Source organism: Aeromonas sp. R4-3, from assembly GCF_040908275.1.
GTDB lineage: Bacteria > Pseudomonadota > Gammaproteobacteria > Enterobacterales > Aeromonadaceae > Aeromonas > Aeromonas rivipollensis.
This window is the reverse complement of sequence record NZ_JBFODK010000033.1, coordinates 80,538-101,413: the sequence shown is the minus strand read 5'-3', so window position 1 is coordinate 101,413 and position 20,876 is coordinate 80,538. Positions and strand designations below refer to the sequence as shown.

General features: G+C 60.4%; 17 protein-coding genes. 8 read left to right on the top strand and 9 right to left on the bottom strand.

Annotated features, from left to right (window positions below; translation table 11 throughout):
• Position 1 precedes the first annotated feature (1 nt).
• The 3 genes from odhB to sucD all read left to right on the top strand — a co-directional run bounded on the left by odhB (position 2) and on the right by sucD (position 3,337).
• On the top strand, positions 2-1,192 hold the full coding sequence (gene odhB, locus AB5Y91_RS11720; RefSeq protein WP_368169871.1) for a 2-oxoglutarate dehydrogenase complex dihydrolipoyllysine-residue succinyltransferase: 1,191 nt from the start codon (positions 2-4) through the stop codon (positions 1,190-1,192).
• Positions 1,193-1,298: 106 nt separating this feature from the next.
• Positions 1,299-2,465: an ADP-forming succinate--CoA ligase subunit beta gene (gene sucC, locus AB5Y91_RS11715; protein ID WP_106886993.1), complete on the top strand. Its 1,167-nt coding sequence runs from the start codon at positions 1,299-1,301 to the stop codon at positions 2,463-2,465.
• Positions 2,465-3,337 carry a succinate--CoA ligase subunit alpha gene (gene sucD, locus AB5Y91_RS11710; protein ID WP_042872308.1) on the top strand — a complete coding sequence of 291 codons (873 nt, stop codon included), beginning with the start codon at positions 2,465-2,467 and terminating at the stop codon, positions 3,335-3,337. The genes sucC and sucD overlap by 1 nt, the downstream gene beginning before the upstream one ends.
• A gap of 89 nt (positions 3,338-3,426) precedes the next feature.
• On the opposite strand, the gene AB5Y91_RS11705 is transcribed toward sucD, so the two are convergent.
• Positions 3,427-3,795, bottom strand: coding sequence for a hypothetical protein (locus AB5Y91_RS11705; RefSeq protein ID WP_368169870.1), 369 nt, complete (start codon positions 3,793-3,795; stop codon positions 3,427-3,429).
• Between the two features lie 96 nt (positions 3,796-3,891).
• Between AB5Y91_RS11705 and AB5Y91_RS11700 the strand changes: the two genes are divergently transcribed.
• Entirely contained in the window at positions 3,892-4,185 is a 294-nt protein-coding gene (locus AB5Y91_RS11700; RefSeq protein WP_368169869.1) for a hypothetical protein, read from the top strand.
• Between the two features lie 622 nt (positions 4,186-4,807).
• Positions 4,808-5,275, top strand: coding sequence for a YcgN family cysteine cluster protein (locus AB5Y91_RS11695; RefSeq protein WP_368169868.1), 468 nt, complete (start codon positions 4,808-4,810; stop codon positions 5,273-5,275).
• A gap of 116 nt (positions 5,276-5,391) precedes the next feature.
• Here AB5Y91_RS11695 and AB5Y91_RS11690 read toward each other — a convergent pair whose 3' ends face one another.
• The 5 genes from AB5Y91_RS11690 to phnR form a co-directional block, all read right to left on the bottom strand.
• Entirely contained in the window at positions 5,392-6,798 is a 1,407-nt protein-coding gene (locus tag AB5Y91_RS11690) for an FAD-dependent oxidoreductase (protein ID WP_368169867.1), read from the bottom strand.
• A gap of 18 nt (positions 6,799-6,816) precedes the next feature.
• A complete protein-coding gene (locus tag AB5Y91_RS11685; RefSeq protein ID WP_368169866.1) occupies positions 6,817-8,568 on the bottom strand; it encodes a putative 2-aminoethylphosphonate ABC transporter permease subunit in 1,752 nt (583 codons plus the stop codon).
• Positions 8,565-9,659 (bottom strand): putative 2-aminoethylphosphonate ABC transporter ATP-binding protein, encoded by a 1,095-nt coding sequence (locus AB5Y91_RS11680; protein ID WP_368169865.1) that lies wholly within the window; start codon positions 9,657-9,659, stop codon positions 8,565-8,567. Before AB5Y91_RS11680 ends, AB5Y91_RS11685 begins: the two co-directional genes overlap by 4 nt.
• Before the next feature lie 272 nt (positions 9,660-9,931).
• The gene (locus tag AB5Y91_RS11675; protein WP_106886988.1) at positions 9,932-10,951 is read right to left on the bottom strand and encodes a putative 2-aminoethylphosphonate ABC transporter substrate-binding protein; all 1,020 of its coding nucleotides are present in this window, start codon (positions 10,949-10,951) and stop codon (positions 9,932-9,934) included.
• Between the two features lie 134 nt (positions 10,952-11,085).
• Positions 11,086-11,793: a phosphonate utilization transcriptional regulator PhnR gene (gene phnR / locus AB5Y91_RS11670; RefSeq protein WP_368169864.1), complete on the bottom strand. Its 708-nt coding sequence runs from the start codon at positions 11,791-11,793 to the stop codon at positions 11,086-11,088.
• A 229-nt stretch (positions 11,794-12,022) separates the two neighbouring features.
• Here phnR and phnW point away from each other — a divergent pair, with 229 nt between their 5' ends.
• The 3 genes from phnW to phnX are packed head-to-tail and all read left to right on the top strand — an operon-like array spanning position 12,023 to position 15,391.
• Positions 12,023-13,162 carry a 2-aminoethylphosphonate--pyruvate transaminase gene (phnW, locus tag AB5Y91_RS11665; protein ID WP_368169863.1) on the top strand — a complete coding sequence of 380 codons (1,140 nt, stop codon included), beginning with the start codon at positions 12,023-12,025 and terminating at the stop codon, positions 13,160-13,162.
• On the top strand, positions 13,162-14,559 hold the full coding sequence (locus AB5Y91_RS11660; RefSeq protein WP_368169862.1) for an aspartate aminotransferase family protein: 1,398 nt from the start codon (positions 13,162-13,164) through the stop codon (positions 14,557-14,559). Before phnW ends, AB5Y91_RS11660 begins: the two co-directional genes overlap by 1 nt.
• On the top strand, positions 14,552-15,391 hold the full coding sequence (gene phnX / locus AB5Y91_RS11655) for a phosphonoacetaldehyde hydrolase (protein WP_368169861.1): 840 nt from the start codon (positions 14,552-14,554) through the stop codon (positions 15,389-15,391). The genes AB5Y91_RS11660 and phnX overlap by 8 nt, the downstream gene beginning before the upstream one ends.
• Positions 15,392-15,514: 123 nt before the next feature.
• Here the strand turns inward: phnX and pflB are convergent, their stop codons facing one another.
• The 3 genes from pflB to ycaO all read right to left on the bottom strand — a co-directional run bounded on the left by pflB (position 15,515) and on the right by ycaO (position 20,829).
• Positions 15,515-17,797, bottom strand: coding sequence for a formate C-acetyltransferase (gene pflB / locus AB5Y91_RS11650; protein ID WP_368169860.1), 2,283 nt, complete (start codon positions 17,795-17,797; stop codon positions 15,515-15,517).
• Between the two features lie 41 nt (positions 17,798-17,838).
• Positions 17,839-18,687 (bottom strand): formate transporter FocA, encoded by an 849-nt coding sequence (gene focA, locus AB5Y91_RS11645; protein ID WP_106886983.1) that lies wholly within the window; start codon positions 18,685-18,687, stop codon positions 17,839-17,841.
• 381 nt (positions 18,688-19,068) lie between these two features.
• Positions 19,069-20,829 carry a 30S ribosomal protein S12 methylthiotransferase accessory factor YcaO gene (ycaO, locus tag AB5Y91_RS11640; protein ID WP_368169859.1) on the bottom strand — a complete coding sequence of 587 codons (1,761 nt, stop codon included), beginning with the start codon at positions 20,827-20,829 and terminating at the stop codon, positions 19,069-19,071.
• Positions 20,830-20,876: the final 47 nt, after the last annotated feature.

Here is a 20,876-nt window from a genome sequence, read left to right as displayed (position 1 = left end):
CATGACTATCGAGATCAAGGTACCGGACCTGCCGGAATCAGTGGCGGACGCCACCATCGCCACCTGGCACAAGAAACCGGGTGATCTGGTTGCCCGTGACGAAGTGCTGGTTGACATCGAAACCGATAAAGTCGTGCTGGAAGTCCCCGCGCCCGAAGCCGGCGTACTGGGCGACATCCTGCAACTGGAAGGCGCGACCGTGCTCTCCCGCCAGCTGATCGCCATCCTCAAGGCGGCCCCGGTGGCCGGTGAAGAGACCAAGGAGAAGCCGGTGGAAGTGGCCGCCGATGACGCTGCCGACGGTTTGAGCCCCTCAGTGCGCCGCCTGGTGGCCGAGCACGACATCGACGTGGCCAAGCTGACCGGCACCGGCAAGGGTGGTCGCGTCACCAAGGAAGACGTGGATGCCTTCATCAAAAACCTGGGCAAGCCGGCAACCCCCGTCGCTGCCGTGGCAGCCGCACCTGTTGCGCCCATAGCCCCGCTGGCTGGTCGCACCGAGAAGCGTGTGCCCATGACCCGTCTGCGCAAGCGCATCGCCGAACGTCTGCTGGAGGCCAAGAACACCACCGCCATGCTGACCACCTTCAACGAGATCAACATGGCGCCCATCATGAAGCTGCGCAAGCAGTACGGCGAGATCTTCGAGAAGAAGCACGGCATCAAGCTCGGCTTCATGTCCTTCTACGTGAAGGCCGTGGTCGAATCCCTCAAGCGCTACCCGGAAGTAAATGCGGCGCTGGATGGTGATGATGTGGTGTACCACAACTACTTCGACGTCAGCATCGCCGTCTCCACCCCCCGTGGTCTGGTGACCCCTGTGTTGCGTGACTGCGACAACATGAGCCTCGCCGACATCGAGAAGGCCATCAAGGATCTGGCGGGCAAGGGCCGTGACGGCAAGTTGACCGTGGACGAACTGACCGGCGGCAACTTCACCATCACCAACGGCGGCGTGTTCGGCTCCCTGATGTCCACCCCCATCATCAACCCGCCCCAGAGCGCCATTCTGGGCATGCACAAGATCCAGGACAGGCCCATGGCCGTCGACGGCAAGGTCGAGATCCTGCCGATGATGTACCTGGCGCTCTCCTACGATCACCGCATCATCGACGGCCGCGAGTCCGTGGGCTTCCTGGTCTCCATCAAGGAGCTGCTGGAAGACCCGACCCGTCTGCTGCTGGATGTCTGAGCAAGAGTGACTGAAAGATAACGAGGGGCCGCCCAGGCCCCCATTCACAGGGGATTGAGAAACACGAGCCCCGGACGGAAATACCTACAACACGGATAGAGCATCTATGAATCTGCATGAATATCAGGCAAAACAGCTGTTTGCCGAGTATGGCCTGCCGGTCTCCGAAGGTTATGCCTGCGCTACCCCGCAGGAAGCGGCCGAAGCGGCCGACAAGATTGGCGGCAACACCTGGGTCGTCAAGTGCCAGGTCCACGCCGGTGGGCGTGGCAAGGCGGGCGGCGTCAAGCTGGCCAAGAGCAAGGACGAGATCCGTGCCTTCGCCCAGAACTGGCTCGGCAAGAACCTGGTGACCTATCAGACTGACGCCAATGGTCAGCCGGTCACCAAGATCCTGGTAGAGTCCTGCACCGACATCGCCAAGGAGCTCTACCTCGGCGCCGTGGTTGACCGTGGCAGCCGCCGCGTGGTCTTCATGGCCTCCACCGAGGGTGGCGTGGACATCGAGAAGATCGCCCACGAAACCCCGGAACTCATTCACAAGGCTGCCATCGATCCCCTGGTGGGCCCGCAGGCTTATCAGGCCCGCGAGCTGGCCTTCAAGCTGGGTCTGGTCGGCGATCAGATCAAGCAGTTCACCAAGATCTTCATGGGTCTGGGCCAGATGTTCCTGGACTGCGACTTCGCGCTGCTGGAGATCAACCCCCTGGTCATCACCGACAAGGGCAACCTGCATTGCCTCGACGGCAAGATCAACATCGACGCCAACGCTCTGTACCGTCAGCCCAAGCTGCGCCAGATGCACGACCCTTCCCAGGATGACCCCCGCGAGGCGCACGCCGCCCAGTGGGAGCTGAACTATGTGGCGCTGGATGGCAACATCGGCTGCATGGTCAACGGCGCCGGTCTGGCCATGGGCACCATGGACATCGTCAACCTGCACGGCGGCTCACCTGCCAACTTCCTGGACGTCGGCGGCGGCGCCACCAAGGAGCGTGTGACCGAGGCCTTCAAGATCATCCTGTCTGACAGCAAGGTACAAGCCGTGCTGGTCAACATCTTCGGCGGCATAGTGCGCTGCGACATGATCGCGGAAGGCATTATCGGCGCGGTCAAGGAAGTGGGGGTCAAGGTGCCCGTGGTAGTGCGTCTGGAAGGCAACAATGCCGAACTGGGTGCCCGTAAACTGGCCGACAGCGGCCTCAATATCATCGCCGCAACGAGTCTGACTGACGCAGCTCAGCAAGTGGTTAAAGCAGCGGAGGCCAAATAATGAGCGTTCTGATCAACAAAGACACCAAGGTGATCTGCCAGGGCTTCACCGGCGGTCAGGGTACCTTCCACTCCGAACAGGCCATCGCCTACGGTACCCAGATGGTCGGCGGCGTCTCCCCGGGCAAGGGTGGCACTACTCACCTGGGCCTGCCGGTCTTCAACACAGTCCGTGACGCCGTGGAAACCACAGGCGCCACCGCCTCCGTCATCTATGTTCCGGCCCCGTTCTGCAAGGACGCCATCCTGGAAGCCATCGATGCCGGCATCAAGCTCATCGTCACCATCACCGAAGGCATCCCGACCTTGGACATGCTGCAGGTCAAGGTGAAGCTGCAGGAAACCGGCGTGCGGATGATCGGTCCGAACTGCCCGGGCGTCATCACCCCGGGTGAGTGCAAGATCGGCATCATGCCGGGTCACATCCACAAGCCGGGCAAGGTGGGCATCGTCTCCCGCTCCGGCACCCTGACCTACGAAGCGGTCAAGCAGACCACGGACGAGGGCTTCGGCCAGTCCACCTGCGTCGGCATAGGTGGTGACCCCATCCCGGGCTCCAACTTCATCGACATCCTGGAGATGTTCCAGAACGATCCCAAGACCGAAGCCATCGTCATGATCGGCGAGATCGGCGGCAGCGCCGAGGAAGAAGCCGCGGCCTATATCAAGGCCCACGTCACCAAGCCGGTGGTCTCCTACATCGCGGGCGTCACAGCCCCGGCTGGCAAGCGCATGGGTCATGCGGGCGCCATCATCGCCGGTGGCAAGGGCACGGCAGCAGAGAAATTTGCCGCCCTGGAAGATGCCGGCGTAAAAACCGTGCGTTCCCTCGCCGATATCGGCAAGGCCCTGCGTGAAGTAACCGGCTGGTAAGTTATTTAGCCTGTTATCTCTGATAAAAATGCCGACCTGATAGTCGGCATTTTTTATGGTTTAAAAATATAGGTATATCATCGCACTTATCAATGGTTAGAAGGTGGAATGTTATTATCACCAGAGTATGAGTTTTTTATTTTATTCCTCTTTATGGTTCTAATTTCCGCACGGCATATCAGTCTTTCTCTTCTTGTGTAAAAAACAACCACGCACAGGACTAACATGGAGAGCATTTCAACAATAACGATCCAGTCTGGCGCGTTTTTAGGTCTAATATCGGTAAAGAAAATTAAATATATTATTGAGAGTGCAGAAAACAGCTTGAATATATACTCAGCATTCAGGATTACTGATGCCAGTAAAAACTGATTATTATTGGCATATCTTAAAGCAATTCTACCTGTAGCCATTTTTGTAATGTTTTTTATTTTTCTTATTTTATGTAATAATATCATTATCTCATTCCTGACAGTTATCATGTTCTAGATGGATGAATCTGTAACTCAAAGGGCAGCTGATTTCTGTTGTGCCTTTCTCAGCTGGAAATTTACATGTCGCTCCCATTCAAGCTGCCGCTTGCCGCTTGCCGCGTGCCGCTTGCCGCTTGCCGCTTGCCGCTTGCCGCTTGCCGCTTGCCGCTTGCCGCTTCTTGGCCGTGGGTGGTAATAGGGATTTTCACTATATGGTTTCAATATTTAGAATGGTTTTTAACATTTAAGCATTTTACTGCGAGGCTAACAAGTGAAGCTAGGGAAATGTTTGTGTTCCAACCATATATAACTGGCTCATTCGCTATAAACAATTTGTTTAGTTCAGCAGTTCTGCTTTCCGAGAATATGGAGTGAGCCACTAAGTTCGATTCATTAGAATTGATAAAATCATATGAATCAGCTGGGTTTGGGGGCGAGGTTCAGGGAGATTTAAAACTCTTGCGTAATCTATGGAAACATTTTCCATAACTGTCATATTTGATGCTGAGTCTTGTCTGGTACAGCTTTAGAAGGCACTGAATTGTTGTCTATGGCATTCAGTGAGTAAGATGAGCAGTGCTTCATCATAACAATCATGAGTTCTGGTTTTATTTTCAATGTTCCTGCACGTTTAATGTCAAGATATTTTCTGAATTTATAACCGCAGAGTTTCATAGAAATGCCCTGTAATCTCGAAATTCAGTGTCCAATTTACCACCGTCATGCATAGAACTGTAGGTTCGATTAGCGAAGCGTAATCGGACGTTCGCGTGATTGGACCTCGTAATTAACAAGAAATCCATCTCGTATGTTGGGCTTCGCAGGCTCAACCACAACCTACAGGCGTTGTAGGTTGGCGCTGAGCGTAGCGAAGCCCAACGTTTAACCACAATTTCTGACCTTTCCGATTCTCTGGCATCTCCCCGTTTACCTTGAAAAATCGGGCCATAAGGCGTATAACCACGCGCTTGTCAGCGTATTGAGTGAGCCCATTGCCATGCAGCAAAAAGTGCCGCAGTTAAACGAAGTGCAGACCGCCCCCTTCTGGCAGGCGAAGAGCCTGCAACAGATGACCATGACGGAGTGGGAGTCCCTGTGCGACGGCTGCGGCAAATGCTGCCTGAACAAGCTGATCGACGAGGACACCGAGGAGCTGGTGTTCACCAACGTGGCCTGCAACCTGCTCAATACCAAGACCTGCCAGTGCTCCGACTACGGCAACCGCTTTAAAAAAGAGCCGGACTGCCTGCAGATCACCTTCGACAAGATTGCCGAGTTCGACTGGCTGCCGTCGAGCTGCGCCTATCGCCTGCTGGCAGAGGGGCAGAGCCTGCCGCAGTGGCATCCGCTTATCACCGGCAGCCGCAGCGCCATGCACCAGGCCGGTCAGTCGGTGCGCGGCAAGGTAGTGCACGAGGTGGATGCCGGCGACTGGATAGATCACATCATTACCTGGGCCAGCTAACGCCAGGCCTGTCTATCGGGCCAGCCGCGAGCCGTACCAACTGCGAAGGGGCAGGGGAGTCATCACTCTCCTGCCCCTTCGGCTTTCTGGCTTTTTCCTAAGCGCAGTGAAGGCGTCTATTTGTCCGCCTTGCCCGCCGCATCCGCCAGCCGGGCCAGCTGTTTGTCATACCAGGGCACAGGGCGGTTTTCATCTTCCGCTCGCTCCTTGCGCCGGATGGCATTGCGCACCACCATGGCCCCCAGCCAGCGCAAGGGCTCGGGCGGGAAATGGCCGCGCGGGCCGCTTACCAGGGCGCATTCGCGCCACACCTTGTCCGCTTCCCGCACCTCATCTCTCACCAGGGCCGCCAGTATTTGACCGCCCATCCAGCTCTGGGCCACTCCGTTGCCCGAATAGCCGAGGCCATAGACGACGTTGGGCTGCGCGCGCCAGTGGCCGAAGAAGGGAAGGCCATCCACCGAGCGATCGGAGGCGCCGCACCAGCTGGCGGCGACGGGTACATCTTCAAGTGCCGGAAAGAAGCGGCGCAGGGTGCGGGTGAGGGGCGCAAGATAGCGGCTCGGGGCATCAAACTCGGCCAGATGGCGGTTGGCAAAGGCGAAGGTGTTGCCCCCCTTGCCCAGCATCAACCGCCCTTGCGGGGTGGATCTGTAGTAGTGCACGAAGGTGCGGCCATCCACCACGGAGCGACCGTGCGCGAGTTGCTGGGCGGCAAGCGCCTGTGGCGCCGGGTCGGTTATCACCATATCCGAGGAGACCAGCACTATGCTGCGGCGAAACTCGCGAAAGTGCGCCGTCATGGCGCTGTTGAGGGCCAGCACCACCTTGCGGGCACGCACCTCACCCTGCGGCGTTTGCACCCGCACAGGCTGGCCTGCGTCGAGGCGCTGCATGGGGGAGCCTTCATACACCTCGACCCCGAGTTCCCGTGCCACCCGCAGCAGGCCGCGCACCAAGAGTGCCGGTTGCACCGAGCCCGCGTGGGGGCTGTAGAGCCCCTCCAGATGAACGTGGGAGCCGCTCTGGCTCGCCAGTTCACTCTCTTCAATCGCCTGCCACTGGTTAAGGTTGGCTCGCTTTAGTTCCCGCAATACCGGATCCATCAGGCCGCGCTGTGCCTCGCTGGTGGCGGTGTAGCAGGTGCCCTCGACTCTCAGCTCCGCCTCTATCTGGTGCTCCGCGCAGAAGCGGGCTATTTCGTGTACCGCCTGCTCGGAGCTTCGCACCAGCCAGGCGGCCTGCTGCTCCCCAAACAGGCGCTTCAGGGTCAGGTATTTGGCCGACCAGGTGAGCAGGCAGCCGCCGTTGCGCCCCGAGGCCCCGCTGCCACACAGGTCTTTTTCCAGCACCAGGATGCGCAAGTGAGGCTTGGCCTGTTTAAGGGCAATGGCGCTCCAGAGTCCGGTAAAGCCGCCGCCGACGATGCAGACATCCACCTCGTGGTTGCCGACAAGGGGCGTGGGGGGCTCGGGCTGTTCGGCGGCGAGCGCTTCGGCCAGCCAGAAGGGGCGAGTGGACATGATGACTCCTCGATAAGGTTATTGATGGCGCCAGCGCTGGGTGCGATCCAGCAGGGTGCGGCTCAAAAAGAGCTGGAGCAGCTTGACGGTGGCGGCGGCCAGCAGGATCAGGGTGGCCATGGCGGCGGCTGCGGCGGTATCGCCGGAATCCTCCATGTTCAGCACGGCGATGGAGGCGATCACGCTGTCACTCGAATAGAGGAAGATCACCGCCGAGGTGGTGGTCATGGCGTTGACGAACAGATAGATGAAGATCTCCAAGAGCGCCGGCAGGGAGGCGGGCAGGGTGACCCGCCAGAACGCCTTCCAGAGCGGAATACGCAGGGAGATGGCCACCAGCTCCAGCTCTCTGGGCAATTGTTTGAGGCTGGTCAGCGCCGTCATATGGCCCACTGTGTAGTAGTGGATGACGCAGGAGAGCACCATCAGCGGCAGGGTGCCATGGAGGCTGCCAAACAGCGGATTGCCGTTGAAGAAGAAGATGTAACCCAGCCCCAGCACCATGCCGGGTACCGCCAGCGACAACATGGCGAGCAGGTGCAGCAACTGGCGAAGCCATGCGAAGTGGCGCCCCTTCTCCTGTGCCCAGGCCAGCACCATCACCAGCACTGTGCCCACAAGGGCGGTATAGAGACCCAGTTGCAGGGTGTTGGTAAAGGGCTGCCAGCCATAGACGCTGTTGCTGTCAAAGGCGTAGTGATCCAGCGTCAGCCCAAGGTTGTAGGGCCAGAACTGCACCAGGGAGCCGTAAACCGCCATCCCGACCAGCGCCAGAAACAGCAGAGCCCAGAGAGTGCACCAGCCGAGCGCCAGCAGATCCCGCAGCCGATGGGGCTTGGGGCTATAGGGCACCGCCTTGGTGCTGCTCTGCTCCTGCATTTTGCTGCGCACCCTGTGTTCCAGCGCAAAGCTGAGCAGCGCCGGCAGCAGCAGGGTGACGCTGGCAACGGCGCCGAGGGAGAAGTTCTGCATCCCGATCACCTGGCGGTAGATATCGGTGGCCAGCACGCTGTACTGGCCGCCAATCACCTTGGCCACCCCGAAGTCGCAGATGGTGAGGGTGAAGACGGCAATGGCGGCGCTGAGCAGGCCATAACGGGCGGTAGGCAGGGTGACGGTGACAAAGGTGCGCCAGCCGCTGCTGCCCAGGACCCGGGCCGCCTCATAGAGACGGGCATCGCTCTGACCGAGCGCCGTGATCAGGATCATCAGGGCGTGGGGGAAGCACCAGAAGCCCAGACCAATGACGATGCCGATGGGGCCGTAGATGCTCTCGCCGCCGAGCAGCCCCTTGGCGATCCCCTGATTGCCAAACCAGTAGACCAGGCTGATGGCGGGCAGCAGGGAGGGCATCAAGAGTGGAATAAGGCCAACGAGGCGAAACAGGCTCTTGCCCGGCATGCAGGTGCGGGTGAGGGCATAGGCGTAGCCAAAGGCGATGGTCACCACCAGGGCGGTGATCAGCACCCCGAGCCAGAGGGTGTTGCCGAGGGTTTGACCCAGGTGAGGTGAATCGAAGTAGGCGCTGAAGTTGGCCAGCCCCACCCCGAGGCCATTCTCATCCTGCAGGCTCTTTTGCAACATGGTGAGCAGCGGCAGCAGCAGGCCGCCGGTGAGCAGGGCGATGCCTAGCAGAAGCAGCAGGAGTTGCAGCAACTGATCCCGGCTCCAGCCGGAGCAGAGCCGCTGCCACAAGGGGTAGCGAGGCTGAGGCTCTTGGGTTGCCTGTGCTGGGGTTGCCAGTGCCGGAGTGGAGAGATGAGGGCTCATGGACGCTCCCCTTCAAAGAGCTGCATGGCCCCGGCGGGCCAGTGCAGGGAGCAGCGCATGCCGCTTCGCCAGCCACCCTGTTCGTGGTGGGGCAGCTCCTGGGTCGGGCGCTCCACCAGAATTTGCTGTGGGCCCAGATAGGTGTCGGCGGTGCAGATAAGGCGCTGGGCGGCGCCGAGAAACTCCACCTGATCGATGGTTGCTTCAACGCCATGCTGACCAGGATAAGGCTCATGGGGGGCGCCCAGGGTGATCGCCTCGGGGCGTATGGCCACCTGCAATTTGCTGCCAGCCGCCGCCCGGTTGGCGAGCGTCAAGGGTTGTTCGTTGAGGCGCACCTGAGTGGGGCCGAGCACCAGGGTCTCGAGGAAGTTCATGGTGCCGACGAAGCTTGCCACGAAGCGGCTCGCAGGCTGGTGGTAGATCTCTTGCGGTGTGCCCACCTGCACTATGCGGCCGCCTTCCATCACTACTATGCGGTCCGCCATGGTCAGGGCTTCTTCCTGATCGTGGGTCACCATTATGGTGGTGATACCGAGGCGCTGCTGCAGGGCGCGGATCTCGCTGCGAAGGTGGGTGCGCACCAGGGCATCCAGGGCGCTGAGCGGTTCGTCCAGCAGCAGCAGACCGGGGGAGAGGGCGAGCGCCCGGGCCAGCGCCACCCGCTGCTGCTGGCCGCCGGAGATCTGGCTCGGGTATTTGTGGGACTGGGCAGTGAGATCCACCAGCGCCAGCCAGTGATCCACCCGCTCCTTGATGGCATCGCGCGCCAATCCCTGGTTCTCAAGGCCAAAGGCGATGTTCTGGGCCACCGTCAGGTTGGGGAAGAGGGCATAGGACTGAAACACTATGCCAAAGTCGCGCTCTTGAGGAGGCAGGCGGGAGATATTGCGCCCCCCTTGCCAGATCTCGCCGCTATCCGGCAGATCCAGACCGGCGATGGCTCTGAGCAAGGTGGTCTTGCCGCAGCCGGAGGGGCCGAGAAAGCAGATGAACTCCCCCGGCTCAATGGTCAGAGAGATCCCCTTGAGGGCCTGGAAGGCACCGAACTGCTTGTTGAGATGTTGAATGTCCAGATAGGGCTGGGTCATGATTCGACTCGCTACTGATTTGGTATATACCAGTTTGCGGGTGAAGTGTGACGGTCAGGTGATCGCGGGATGACAGCTCGATGACAGTCAGATGACGGCGGGCATTCGGCAGGTGGCTTGGCCGCGTGCGGAGAGGCTGGGCGCCGGCAATCGAGGGTGAAACAAAAACTGGGAGCGAAACCCAAAAAGCGAAGGCCAACACCTGTTGGCCTTCGACAATCGGTTTATCGGCATCGGCTTGTCTGGGGTGCACAAACCGCTCCTGTTCAGGATTACTGCTTGGCTTCCGACTTGCCGTCGAAGCTGGCGCTCCACTGGGTCAAGATGGCGTTGCGCTCGCGAGCTGCCCAGGCAAAGTCGTTGTCGATCATCTGGCCCTTGATATCTGCCGGATAGCCCGCTCTCGGTTGGGCGACCCCAGGGATGGCGACCACGGCGAACGACTTGTTGTAGAGGGCGTTGGCCTGCTCGGTGGCGGCAAAGTCAAGCAGCTGCTTGGCCGCATCCAGCTTGGGGGTGCCCTTGATGATGGCGGCGGCTTCCATGTCCCAGCCCGAGCCTTCGCTCGGGAACACCACCTCTATGGGGGCCCCCTTGGCCTTGAGGCTGGTGGCCGGGAAGTCAAAGGAGATGCCGATCACCGTCTCGCCGCTGGCGGCCAGCTTGCAGGGGGCCGAGCCTGAGTGGGTGTAGCGGTCTATGTTCTGGTGCAGGCCGTTCATGAACTGCCAGCCCTGCTGCTCGCCCATGGTCTGCAGCCAGCCCGCGACGCTCAGGTAGCCGGTGCCGGAGGAGCTGGGGTTGGGCATGATCACCTTGCCCTTGTAGATGGGCTTGGTGAGATCGGCCCAGCTGGTCGGCGCCGGTATTCCTTGCTTCTCTGCCTCTACCTTGTTGAAGCAGATGGCGCTGAAGAAGGCGTCCAGACCAATCCAGTGGGGCTCGGCCTTGCCGTCACGAAAACGGCTGTCGAGCTTCTCCAGCCCCTTGGGGGCGTAACCGGTCAGCATCTGCTGCTGATCGAGCTGCATCAGGCTGGTGGCGGCCAGTCCCCACACCACGTCGGCCTTGGGCTGGGCTTTCTCCGCCAGCAACCGGGCTGTGACCACCCCGGTGGAGTCACGCACCCACTTGATGTTGATATCCGGGTGCTGGCGCTCAAATGCCGTCTTCAGCTCGCCGAGCTGCTCCGGCTCGAAGGCGGTGTAGACGGTGAGATCGGTCGCGGCCAGTGCCGGGGCTGTCATGGCGGCCAGCACGGCGGCGGCCAGCAAATGGGTTCCCTGTTTCATCCTCTTCTCCATTTTGGTTGGCTTGGTATAAACCAGATTGGTCGAAGCAGAGGCTAGGGGAACTTTATGACGGTACGGTGACGGCCCCGTGACGTTTTGCCGCACTCGATTGGCCGTACTTAACTTGTCTGTTCCTAATTCTGGGTATCCACCTCTATCTCCAGGCTGTCGTGGCGCCAGTACTCCAGATCGAAGTCGAGCACCCGGCCGTGCTGATCGAAGTTGAGTCGCTCGAGGCGCAGGGCGGGTAGACCGGCGGTGGCCCCCAGCGCCTTGGCCACCTCGTCGGGCAGGGCGGTGGGGAAGAAGCGCACCTGCATGCGGGCGTAGTGAAGATCGTAATGGGCCTGGTAGATCTCGGTCAGGCTGCCGGCAAGATCCAGCTCCAGCAGACCGGGCACCCGCTCTGGCAGGCAGTGGTTCTCGCAATAGCAGATGGCGCGCCCGTTGGCATAGCGCAGCCGCTTGAGCAGAAACAGGCTGTCGAACGGTTTGAGCTGCAACTGCGCCATCAGTGCCGGGGGCACCGCCTGGCGGCTTTTCTCCAGCAGTTCGGTGCGCGGCTCGCCCCCTTGTTCGCGCACTATCTGGTGAAAGTTGGAGGTGCGTCTGGGGTTCAAGCGAAAGCGCGGCGGGGTGACGAACCAGCCCCGGCGATCCTCCCGATAGATGAGGCCATTGGCCTCCAGCTGCACCAGCGCCTCGCGGATGGTGACCCGGGTGGTGCCGTAGAGTTCCCCCAGCAGCCGCTCGGAGGGGAGCTTGTCGTTAGGGACCAGGCCCCCTGCCAGGATCTGGTTGGCGAGGGCATCCTTGATCTGCAGGTATTGGGGTTTGCTCATGAAAATCCTTGGCTGGGCAGTGGTAGGGGCGCAGGTCCGGTCGCTAAATGGAGGCGATATAATGCGTTGGTAGATACCAGTGTTGCCCCTGTTGTTCAGGCTTCCTAGATTATCGCGATCCCAGCGCTGAAAATGAATTTTTTGTTGCACGTGGCCCCACCCCTTTGACCTTGGCGGGGCAGTTACCCACAATGCGCTCATTCTGGTATATACCAAAAGGAGCGAAGTCATGACCCATATTCCTGCGGCCCCCGCCGCCGTCGATTACCTGCTGCTGACCCCGGGCCCCCTCTCGACTACCGCCACTGTGCGCGCCGCCATGCTGCAAGACAGCTGCACCTGGGATGCGGACTACAACCTCGGCGTGGTGGAGCCCATCCGCCGCGAGCTGGTGCGGCTGGCCACTGGCCCGGAATATGAAAGCCACTACAGCGCCGTGTTGCTGCAGGGGAGCGGCAGCTATGTGGTGGAGAGCGTGCTGGGCTCGGCGATCGGTGCCAATGAGTGCCTGCTCATCATCAACAACGGCGCCTACGGTGCCCGCATGGGGGAGATGGCCCGCTGCCTCGGCCTGCGCCATCATGAGCTCGACTGCGGCGAGACGACCCGCCCCGAGCCTGCCGCCATCGACGCCATGCTGGTGCGCCACCCCGAAATAACCCATCTGGCCATGGTGCACTGCGAAACCACCACCGGCATGCTCAACCCCCTTGAAGAGGTGGCTGAACTTTGCCAGCGCCGCGGCATTCGCCTGATCGTCGATGCCATGAGCAGTTTTGGCGGCATCCCCATCGACATGGGGCGCCTTGGCATCGAGTTTCTCATCAGCTCCGCCAACAAGTGCATTCAGGGGGTGCCGGGCTTTGGCTTCGTCATCGCCCGTCGCGCCGCGCTGACGGCCTGCGCCGGTCGCGCCCGCTCTGTCTCCCTCGACCTGCACGCCCAGTGGCAGACCATGGAGCAGCAGGGGGGCAAGTGGCGCTTTACCTCACCCACCCATACGGTGCTCGCCTTTGCCCAGGCCCTGCGCGAGCTGGACGAAGAGGGGGGCATTGCCGCCCGCCATCAGCGCTACAGCGAGAGCCAGCGCACGCTAGTGGCGGGGATGGCTGAGCTCGGCTTTGCGCCGCTGCTGCCCGAGCAGTGGCAATCCCCCATCATCACCGCCTTCTACTCCCCGGCTCACCCGGACTACCGCTTCGCCGACTTCTACCAGCGGCTCAAGGGGCAGGGCTTTGTCATCTACCCGGGCAAGGTCTCCCAGGCCGATTGCTTCCGTATCGGCAATATCGGCGACGTGACCCCAGAGCGGGTGCGAGCCCTGCTCGCCGCCATGGCCAGCGCCTGCTACTGGCAAGGGGAGGCGTGATGATGATGCGCGATGCCCTTCACGGCAGTGGCCGGGCCGACAGCGAAGGGGATATCAATCTGGGGGAGGGGCGTGCGCGCTGGTGGGCAGACCAGAGCGAGGCGGTGCAGGCGGGATTGGCGGAAGATAGCCGCTACTTCCTCCATCAGGCCCTCTCCAGCCCCTGCCTCGATCTGCTTGAGGGGGCGCAGGGGAGTTGGCTGACCAGCGCATCGGGCGCGCGTTACCTCGATTTTCACGGCAACAGCGTCCATCAACTGGGCCACGGCCACCCCAGGGTGGTGGCCGTGGTGCAGCAGCAGCTTGCCGATCTGCCGTTCGCGCCTCGCCGTTACACCCATCAGGTCGCCATCGACTGCGCCCGCACCCTGGCCGAGCTGGCTCCCAGGGATCTCAACCGGGTGCTGTTCGCCCCCGGCGGTAGCGAGGTGGTGGGGATTGCCTTGAAGCTTGCCCGTTTCATCACAGGCAACAGCAAGGTGGTGTCCCTGTGGGATGCCTTTCACGGTGCCTCCCTCGATGCCATCTCGGTCGGTGGCGAGGCATGCTTTCGCGCAGGCATGGGCCCGCTGATGGCCGGGGTGGAGCGCATCCCGCCCCCCACCCGCTATCGCGGTGTCTGGTATCGCGGGGAGGGGGATGACCTGCACTACGCCGATTATCTGGAGTACGTCATCGAGAAGGAGGGGGGGATAGGTGCCTTTATCGCCGAGCCTATTCGCAATACCGATGTGCAGGTGCCCTCGAAGGCCTACTGGCGGCGGGTGCGGGAGATCTGCGATCGCCACAAGGTATTGCTGATCGTCGACGAGATCCCCAATGCCCTTGGCCGTACCGGCCACTGGTTCAGCTTCGAAGAGTTCGGCATAGAACCCGACATCATCTGCCTCGGCAAGGGGTTGGGGGGCGGTGTGGTACCCTTTGCCGCGCTCATCACCCGGGATCGTTTCAATCAGGCTGCGGCTATTTCGCTCGGTCACTACACCCACGAGAAGAGCCCCATCGGCTGCGCGGCGGCCCTCGCCACCATAGCCACCATCCGTGAAGAAGGGCTGCTGGCCAAGGTGCAGGAGGATGGCCGCTTTATGGCGGCAGAGCTCGCGGCGCTTGCCGAGCGCCACCCGCTGATCGGTCAGGTGCGCGGCATAGGTTTGCTCTGGGCGCTGGATCTGGTGGTCGATCACCAGAGTCGCACCCGCAATAGCCAGGCCGCCGAGCGGCTGCTCTACCGCTGTCTGGAGCTTGGGCTCAGCTTCAAGGTCTCCCAGGGCAACGTCATCCAGCTCTCGCCACCGCTCAACATCGCCCGCGCCGATCTGGTGCGCGCCATCACTATTCTCGATCGTGCCCTCGGCGAGATCGCCCTTTCACCGGAACAGGAACATCACCATGACTGACTTGCAGATTGCCGTAGCCCCGACCACCGACGTGGAGGCACTGATCCTCGACTGGGCCGGCACCGTCGTCGATTTCGGCTCCTTCGCCCCCACCTCCATCTTCGTCGAGGCCTTCGTCCGCGCCTATGACTTCCCCGTGAGCCTGGATGAAGCGCGCCAGCCCATGGGCCTTGGCAAGTGGGATCACATCGCCGCCCTGGGCCGTCTGCCTTCGGTAGATGAGCGCTGGCAGGCCCGCTTCGGTCACCCCATGAGCCACGCCGAGGTGGACCACCTCTATCACACCTTTATGCCGCTGCAGATTGCTGCCGTGACCCGCTTCGCCGCCCCCATCCCAGGTGTGCTGCCGGTGCTGGATGGGCTGCGAGCACAAGGGATGCGGATCGGCTCCTGCTCCGGTTATCCCCGACCGGTGATGGAGGCGCTGGTGCCAGCCGCGGCCGATCACGGCTATAGCCCCGATCACTGGGTTGCCACCGACGATCTCAAGGCGGGTGGGCGCCCCGGCCCCTGGATGGCGCTGGCCAACCTGATTGAGCTGGGAGTGAGCGCAGTGCATCGTTGCATCAAGGTCGATGACGCCGTGCCGGGCATCAGCGAGGGGCTGAACGCCGGTATGTGGACCGTAGGTCTGTCGGTCTCCGGCAACGAGTTCGGTGCCACCTGGGAAGAATTTGATGCCATGAGCGAGGTGGAGATAGCCGCCAAGCGCGCACCGGCAGAGGCCAAGCTGCGGGGGGCAGGGGCCCACTATGTCATCGATACCCTGGCCGACATAGCCTCAGTCATCGCCGACATCAATCGCCGTCTGGCGGCAGGGGAGCGGCCCTGAACAAGGTGGTGTGAGGGAAGGGGAGGCTTGGGTTGTCATCGGCCTTGCAAGCCGCTGGGCCCTGAAGAGCAGACATAAAAAAACCGGCGCCTTGGGCGCCGGTTTTTGTTCACCGAGATTCTATTACAGAGAGGCGGTGAAGGTACGGGTGATGACGTCTTGCTGTTGCTCTTTGGTCAAAGAGTTGAAGCGAACGGCATAACCGGATACGCGGATGGTCAACTGCGGATATTTCTCCGGGTTTTCCATGGCGTCCAGCAGCATTTCACGGTTCATCACGTTGACGTTCAGGTGCTGACCACCTTCCAGGTTGGCTTCATGGTGGAAGTAACCATCCATCAGGCCGGCCAGGTTGGCTTTCTGGGCTTCCATGTCTTTACCCAGGGCGTTCGGTACTATGGAGAAGGTATAGGAGATACCATCTTTGGCGTAAGCGAACGGCAGCTTGGCGACGGAAGTCAGGGACGCAACGGCACCCTTCTGATCACGACCGTGCATCGGGTTGGCACCCGGGCCGAACGGCGCACCGGAGCGACGGCCATCCGGGGTGTTACCTGTCTTCTTGCCGTACACCACGTTGGAGGTGATGGTCAGCACGGACTGGGTAGCCACGGCACCACGGTAGGTGTTCAGCTTCTGAATTTTCTTCATGAAGCGCTCGACCAGGTCACAGGCGATGTCATCGACGCGAGCGTCGTTGTTACCGAACTGCGGGTACTCGCCGTCGATTTCGAAGTCGATGGCAACGCCATCTTCGTCACGAACCGGCTTGACCTTGGCGTACTTGATGGCAGACAGGGAGTCAGCTGCCACGGACAGACCGGCGATGCCGCAAGCCATGGTGCGATAGACGTCACGGTCGTGCAGCGCCATCAGGGAGGCTTCGTAGCTGTACTTGTCGTGCATGTAGTGGATGATGTTCAGGGCGGCGACGTATTGCTTGGCCAGCCAGTCCATGAAGTGATCCAGCCTGTCCATCACGTCGTTGTAGTCGAGGTACTCGCCCTTGACCATCTCGGTTTTCGGGCCGACCTGGATCTTGAGCTTCTCGTCCATGCCGCCGTTGATTGCATACAGCATGGTCTTGGCCAGGTTGGCACGAGCACCGAAGAACTGCATCTGTTTGCCGACGATCATCGGGGACACACAGCAAGCGATGGCATAGTCATCGTTGTTGAAGTCCGGACGCATCAGGTCGTCGTTCTCGTACTGAACGGAAGAGGTCTCGATGGATACCTTGGCACAGTACTTCTTGAAACCGACCGGCAGCTTCTCGGACCACAGTATGGTCAGGTTCGGCTCAGGGGACGGGCCCATGGTGTACAGGGTGTTCAGCATACGGAAGCTGTTCTTGGTGACCAGGGTACGGCCATCAACGCCCATACCGGCCAGGGTCTCGGTGGCCCACATGGGGTCGCCGGAGAACAGTGAATCGTATTCAGGAGTACGCAGGAAGCGAACCATGCGCAGCTTCATGACCATGTGGTCCATCAGCTCCTGGGCTTCTTGCTCGGTCAGCAGGCCTTTCTTCAGGTCACGTTCGATGTAGACGTCCAGGAAGCTGGAGGTACGACCGAAGGACATGGCGGCACCGTTCTGGGACTTGACTGCCGCCAGGTAGGCGAAGTAGGTCCACTGCACGGCTTCTTTGGCGGTCTTGGCCGGTACAGAGATGTCGCAGCCATATTTGGCGGCCATCACCTTCATCTGGGCCAGGGCACGGTGCTGCTCGGAGATCTCTTCGCGCAGACGGATGGTGGCTTCCAGGTTGACACCGTTTTCCAGATCGGCCTGCAGGGACTTGAACTGGGCCAGTTTGTCGGCCATCAGGAAGTCGATACCGTACAGGGCAACACGGCGGTAGTCACCGATAATGCGGCCACGGCCGTAGGCATCCGGCAGACCGGTGATGACGCCGGATTTACGGCAGTTCAGGATGTCCTTGGTGTAAACGTCGAACACGCCCTGGTTGTGAGTCTTGCGGTACTCGGTGAAGATCTTCTCGACCATGGGGTCAAGTTGACGGCCGTAGACTTCGCAAGAGGTCTTGACCATCTTGATACCGCCGTTGGCGATGATGGCGCGCTTGAGCGGCTTGTCAGTCTGCAGACCGACGATTTGCTCCAGGCTCTGATCGATATAGCCGGCATCGTGAGCGGTAATGGTGGAGGGCAGGTCGGTATCAAAATCGACCGGCGCGTGAGTGCGGTTCTCGATCTTGATCCCTTCCATGACCTTGTCCCACAGCTTGGTGGTAGCTTCGGTCGCGCCAGCCAGGAAGGACTCGTCACCTTCATACGGGGTGTAGTTCTTCTGGATGAAGTCACGGGTGTTGACAGAGGTCTGCCATTCACCGGCCGCGAAGCCTTCCCATGCTTTTTGGAACTGTTCGTTAAGTTCTGCCATTTTCATTACCTCTCAAGGTATTTATGTGTCTGCCGCCATCCTTAATGATGGCGACGGAAGATAAACCAGTAAGTCAGACCAACCATGACGCCGCCACCAATGATATTACCAAGGGTGACCGGAATGAGGTTGTTTAGGACGAAGTTGGATACGGTCAAGTCGGCGAACGAGGCCGGGTCCTGGCCGATGGCCTGCCAGAATTCCGGGCCTGCTACCGCATGGATGGCGATGCCGACCGGGATCATAAACATGTTTGCGATGCTGTGCTCAAAGCCGGAGGCCACGAACATGGCGACGGGGAGCAGCATCACCATCACCTTGTCGGTGGCAGTGCGGGCACCGAAGGCCATCCACACGGCGAGACACACCATGAGGTTGCAGAGGATGCCAAGGGCCAGGGCCTCGAAGAAGGTGTGGTGGATCTTGTGCTGGGCCACTTTCATGGCGTTCAGTCCCCACTGACCATCCGCCGCCGTGTATTCGGCCGACATGATGATGAGCGCGACTATGATGAGCCCGCCGATGAGGTTGCCAAAGTAGACCAGACCCCAGTTCTTGAACAGCTGAGCCCAGCTGATGCGGTTGGCGGCCTTGGCCACCAGGGTCAGGGTGGTGGAGGTGAACAACTCGGCACCGAGCAGTACGCACAGAATGAGACCGAGGGAGAAACAGAGACCGCCGACCAGCTTGGACATACCCCAGGCCATGCCGCTCGATCCCGTGGTGACGGTGATATAGAAGACGAATGCGATGGCGATGAAAGCACCTGCCGTGATGGCCAGAGGAATGACCTTGTGGGCGGGCTTGGTTGCCTTGGCATAGGTAATGTCTTCAGCCAGCGCGGCTATGGCTTCGGGCTTCAGACAATCAAAGGGAGATTCTGCTTTCAATTCTCAGTACCTGCATATTTTGCCTGTGGAAATCATAACAAAGGGGCTGATCCCCAAAATTGACTCCGATCAAGAATTACAGATTGTGAATGTAATTTTACTACAGGTTTTTTCTTCATCCGGAAGCTTGACTTTACACCAGGTTTCAGGTGAAACAGAAATGGGTCTGTTTTTAATTTCATGATTTTTAAGAATTTATATCTTTCGCATCAAAAAAAGCACCGGCAATGCACCTTTACGCCTCCCGAACATGATGAACCTCGAACTGACAACCCCCTAAGAGGTATTTTTTGTTATTTATTTCATCTTTGAGTAAGGGCCCGCCAAAGCGTAGCCCATAAAACAGAAGGGGCCATCAGGCCCCTTCGTCACACTAGCATATCAGTTCCACGTATGGATTCGTTTGGCTTTTTGCAGTTTCTCGTAGGCCGCGAGCAATTTCTGATGCAGCGGGAACTGGGAGAGGGACAGATCGGCCGCCTCCAGCCCGTGGAAACGCGCCTCGCCGCGGGCATGGGCCCAGGCCTCGGCCAGGGTCTCTTCCCCGAACATGCGGGCGAACACCGGGCGGTACTGCTCGGGGTCACGCTCTTCATCCAGGAACAGCTCGACGCAGGCGCGCAGGGCGCGGTAGTAGTTCGCGCGATCCGCCGGGAACACCGACTGGTTGAACTCCATGGTCCAGTCGATGAGATCCAGCGCGCTTTCCAGCTCACCGGCGGCCAGCGCCAGCATGGCTTTGAGCTCACCGACCCGCAGGGTGTGCAGGGCTGTGCCCTTGGCGGCGGCGATGCCGAGCAGCTCGCGCACCCGGGTGCGCTCGTCGTGACCCTCTTCATCCAGCTGATCAAAGAGTGCCATGTACTGCTCCGCGTCCCACTCCAGGGACGGCAGGGCCAGGATGATTTCCCGCAGGTGGGCGCCCATGGTGTTGTTGGCCAGCAGCAGATCCTCGACCGGATAGATGTCGGACATGCCCGGCACCAGGATGCGGCAGGCGTAGACGCCCAGGTGCTCGTAGTCGGCGATGTAGACCGGCTGCTCCAGCTCGTGGAAGATGCCGATCAGGTGATCGAACTCCTCCTGGGAGCTGCCGCGGAAGTCCCAGTCGGCAAATTCGAAGTCGGACTCCTGCTTGAACAGATCCCAACTGATGAGGCCGGACGAGTCGATGAAGTGGGTCTCCAGGTTGTGGTGATCCGCCACCTGCTCGTTGTCGAATGACGGCGGCACGAAGACGTCCAGATCCTTGAGGCCACGGCCCTGCAGCAGCTCGGTGACGGTCCGCTCGAAGGCGACCTCGAAGCGCGGGTGGGCGCCGAAGGAGGCAAAGCAGGTGCCGTTGCTCGGGTTGAGCAGCACCACGCAGATGACCGGATAACGGCCACCCAGGGAGGCATCGAAGCTGTAGATGGGGAAGCCTTCGGCCTCCAGCGCATCGATGGAGGCCTTGATGCCGGGGTAGCGGGCGATCACCTCGCTCGGGATCTCGGGCAGGCTGATGGCTTCGGCGATGATCTTGTTCTTCACGTGGCGCTCGAACACCTCGGACAAGCCCTGGGTGCGGGCCTCGGTCCTGGTGTTGCCGGCGCTCATGCCATTGGAGACATAGAGGTTGCCGATGATGTTCATCGGGATATAGACGGTCTGATGATCGGACTGACGCTCGAACGGCAGGGCGACTATGCCGCGCTCTTCGTTGCCGGATTGCAGATCCACCAGCATGTCGGCAGTCACTTCGCCATCCGGGTTGTAGAACTTGCGGGTGAAGCTGTCGAGCAGACCGGCAGGCAGTTGGTCACCCTGGATGGGGAACCACTTTTCGTTCGGGTAGTGGACGAAGTCGCCATTCGCTACCTGCTCGCCCAGATAGAAGTCGGCGAAGAAGTAGTTGGTGGAGAGACGCTCGAAATACTCCCCCAGGGCCGACGCCAGGGCCGCCTTCTTGCTGGCTCCCTTGCCGTTGGTGAAGCAGAGGGCGCACTCTTTGTCCCGGATGTGCACGGACCAGACGTTGGGCACTGGGTTGAGCCAGGAGGCCTCTTCGATATCAAACCCCAGGGCCTGCAATTTGGTCTGGAACCGCTCGATGGAGTCTTCCAGCGCCGCGTCCTTGCCGGGAATAAAAGTGTGGTCGGTCATCACAATATCCTGATTTTTAATGGCTCATGTTCGGTCGCAGATAATAG

Bases quoted from the DNA above. Each gene is read 5' to 3' on its own strand.
- odhB (WP_368169871.1), top strand. From the start codon at position 2: ATGACTATCGAGATCAAGGTACCGGACCTGCCGGAATCAGTGGCGGAC.
- sucC (WP_106886993.1), top strand. From the start codon at position 1,299: ATGAATCTGCATGAATATCAGGCAAAACAGCTGTTTGCCGAGTATGGC.
- sucD (WP_042872308.1), top strand. From the start codon at position 2,465: ATGAGCGTTCTGATCAACAAAGACACCAAGGTGATCTGCCAGGGCTTC.
- AB5Y91_RS11705 (WP_368169870.1), bottom strand. From the start codon at position 3,795: ATGATATTATTACATAAAATAAGAAAAATAAAAAACATTACAAAAATG.
- AB5Y91_RS11700 (WP_368169869.1), top strand. From the start codon at position 3,892: ATGTCGCTCCCATTCAAGCTGCCGCTTGCCGCTTGCCGCGTGCCGCTT.
- AB5Y91_RS11695 (WP_368169868.1), top strand. From the start codon at position 4,808: ATGCAGCAAAAAGTGCCGCAGTTAAACGAAGTGCAGACCGCCCCCTTC.
- AB5Y91_RS11690 (WP_368169867.1), bottom strand. From the start codon at position 6,798: ATGTCCACTCGCCCCTTCTGGCTGGCCGAAGCGCTCGCCGCCGAACAG.
- AB5Y91_RS11685 (WP_368169866.1), bottom strand. From the start codon at position 8,568: ATGAGCCCTCATCTCTCCACTCCGGCACTGGCAACCCCAGCACAGGCA.
- AB5Y91_RS11680 (WP_368169865.1), bottom strand. From the start codon at position 9,659: ATGACCCAGCCCTATCTGGACATTCAACATCTCAACAAGCAGTTCGGT.
- AB5Y91_RS11675 (WP_106886988.1), bottom strand. From the start codon at position 10,951: ATGAAACAGGGAACCCATTTGCTGGCCGCCGCCGTGCTGGCCGCCATG.
- phnR (WP_368169864.1), bottom strand. From the start codon at position 11,793: ATGAGCAAACCCCAATACCTGCAGATCAAGGATGCCCTCGCCAACCAG.
- phnW (WP_368169863.1), top strand. From the start codon at position 12,023: ATGACCCATATTCCTGCGGCCCCCGCCGCCGTCGATTACCTGCTGCTG.
- AB5Y91_RS11660 (WP_368169862.1), top strand. From the start codon at position 13,162: ATGATGATGCGCGATGCCCTTCACGGCAGTGGCCGGGCCGACAGCGAA.
- phnX (WP_368169861.1), top strand. From the start codon at position 14,552: ATGACTGACTTGCAGATTGCCGTAGCCCCGACCACCGACGTGGAGGCA.
- pflB (WP_368169860.1), bottom strand. From the start codon at position 17,797: ATGGCAGAACTTAACGAACAGTTCCAAAAAGCATGGGAAGGCTTCGCG.
- ycaO (WP_368169859.1), bottom strand. From the start codon at position 20,829: ATGACCGACCACACTTTTATTCCCGGCAAGGACGCGGCGCTGGAAGAC.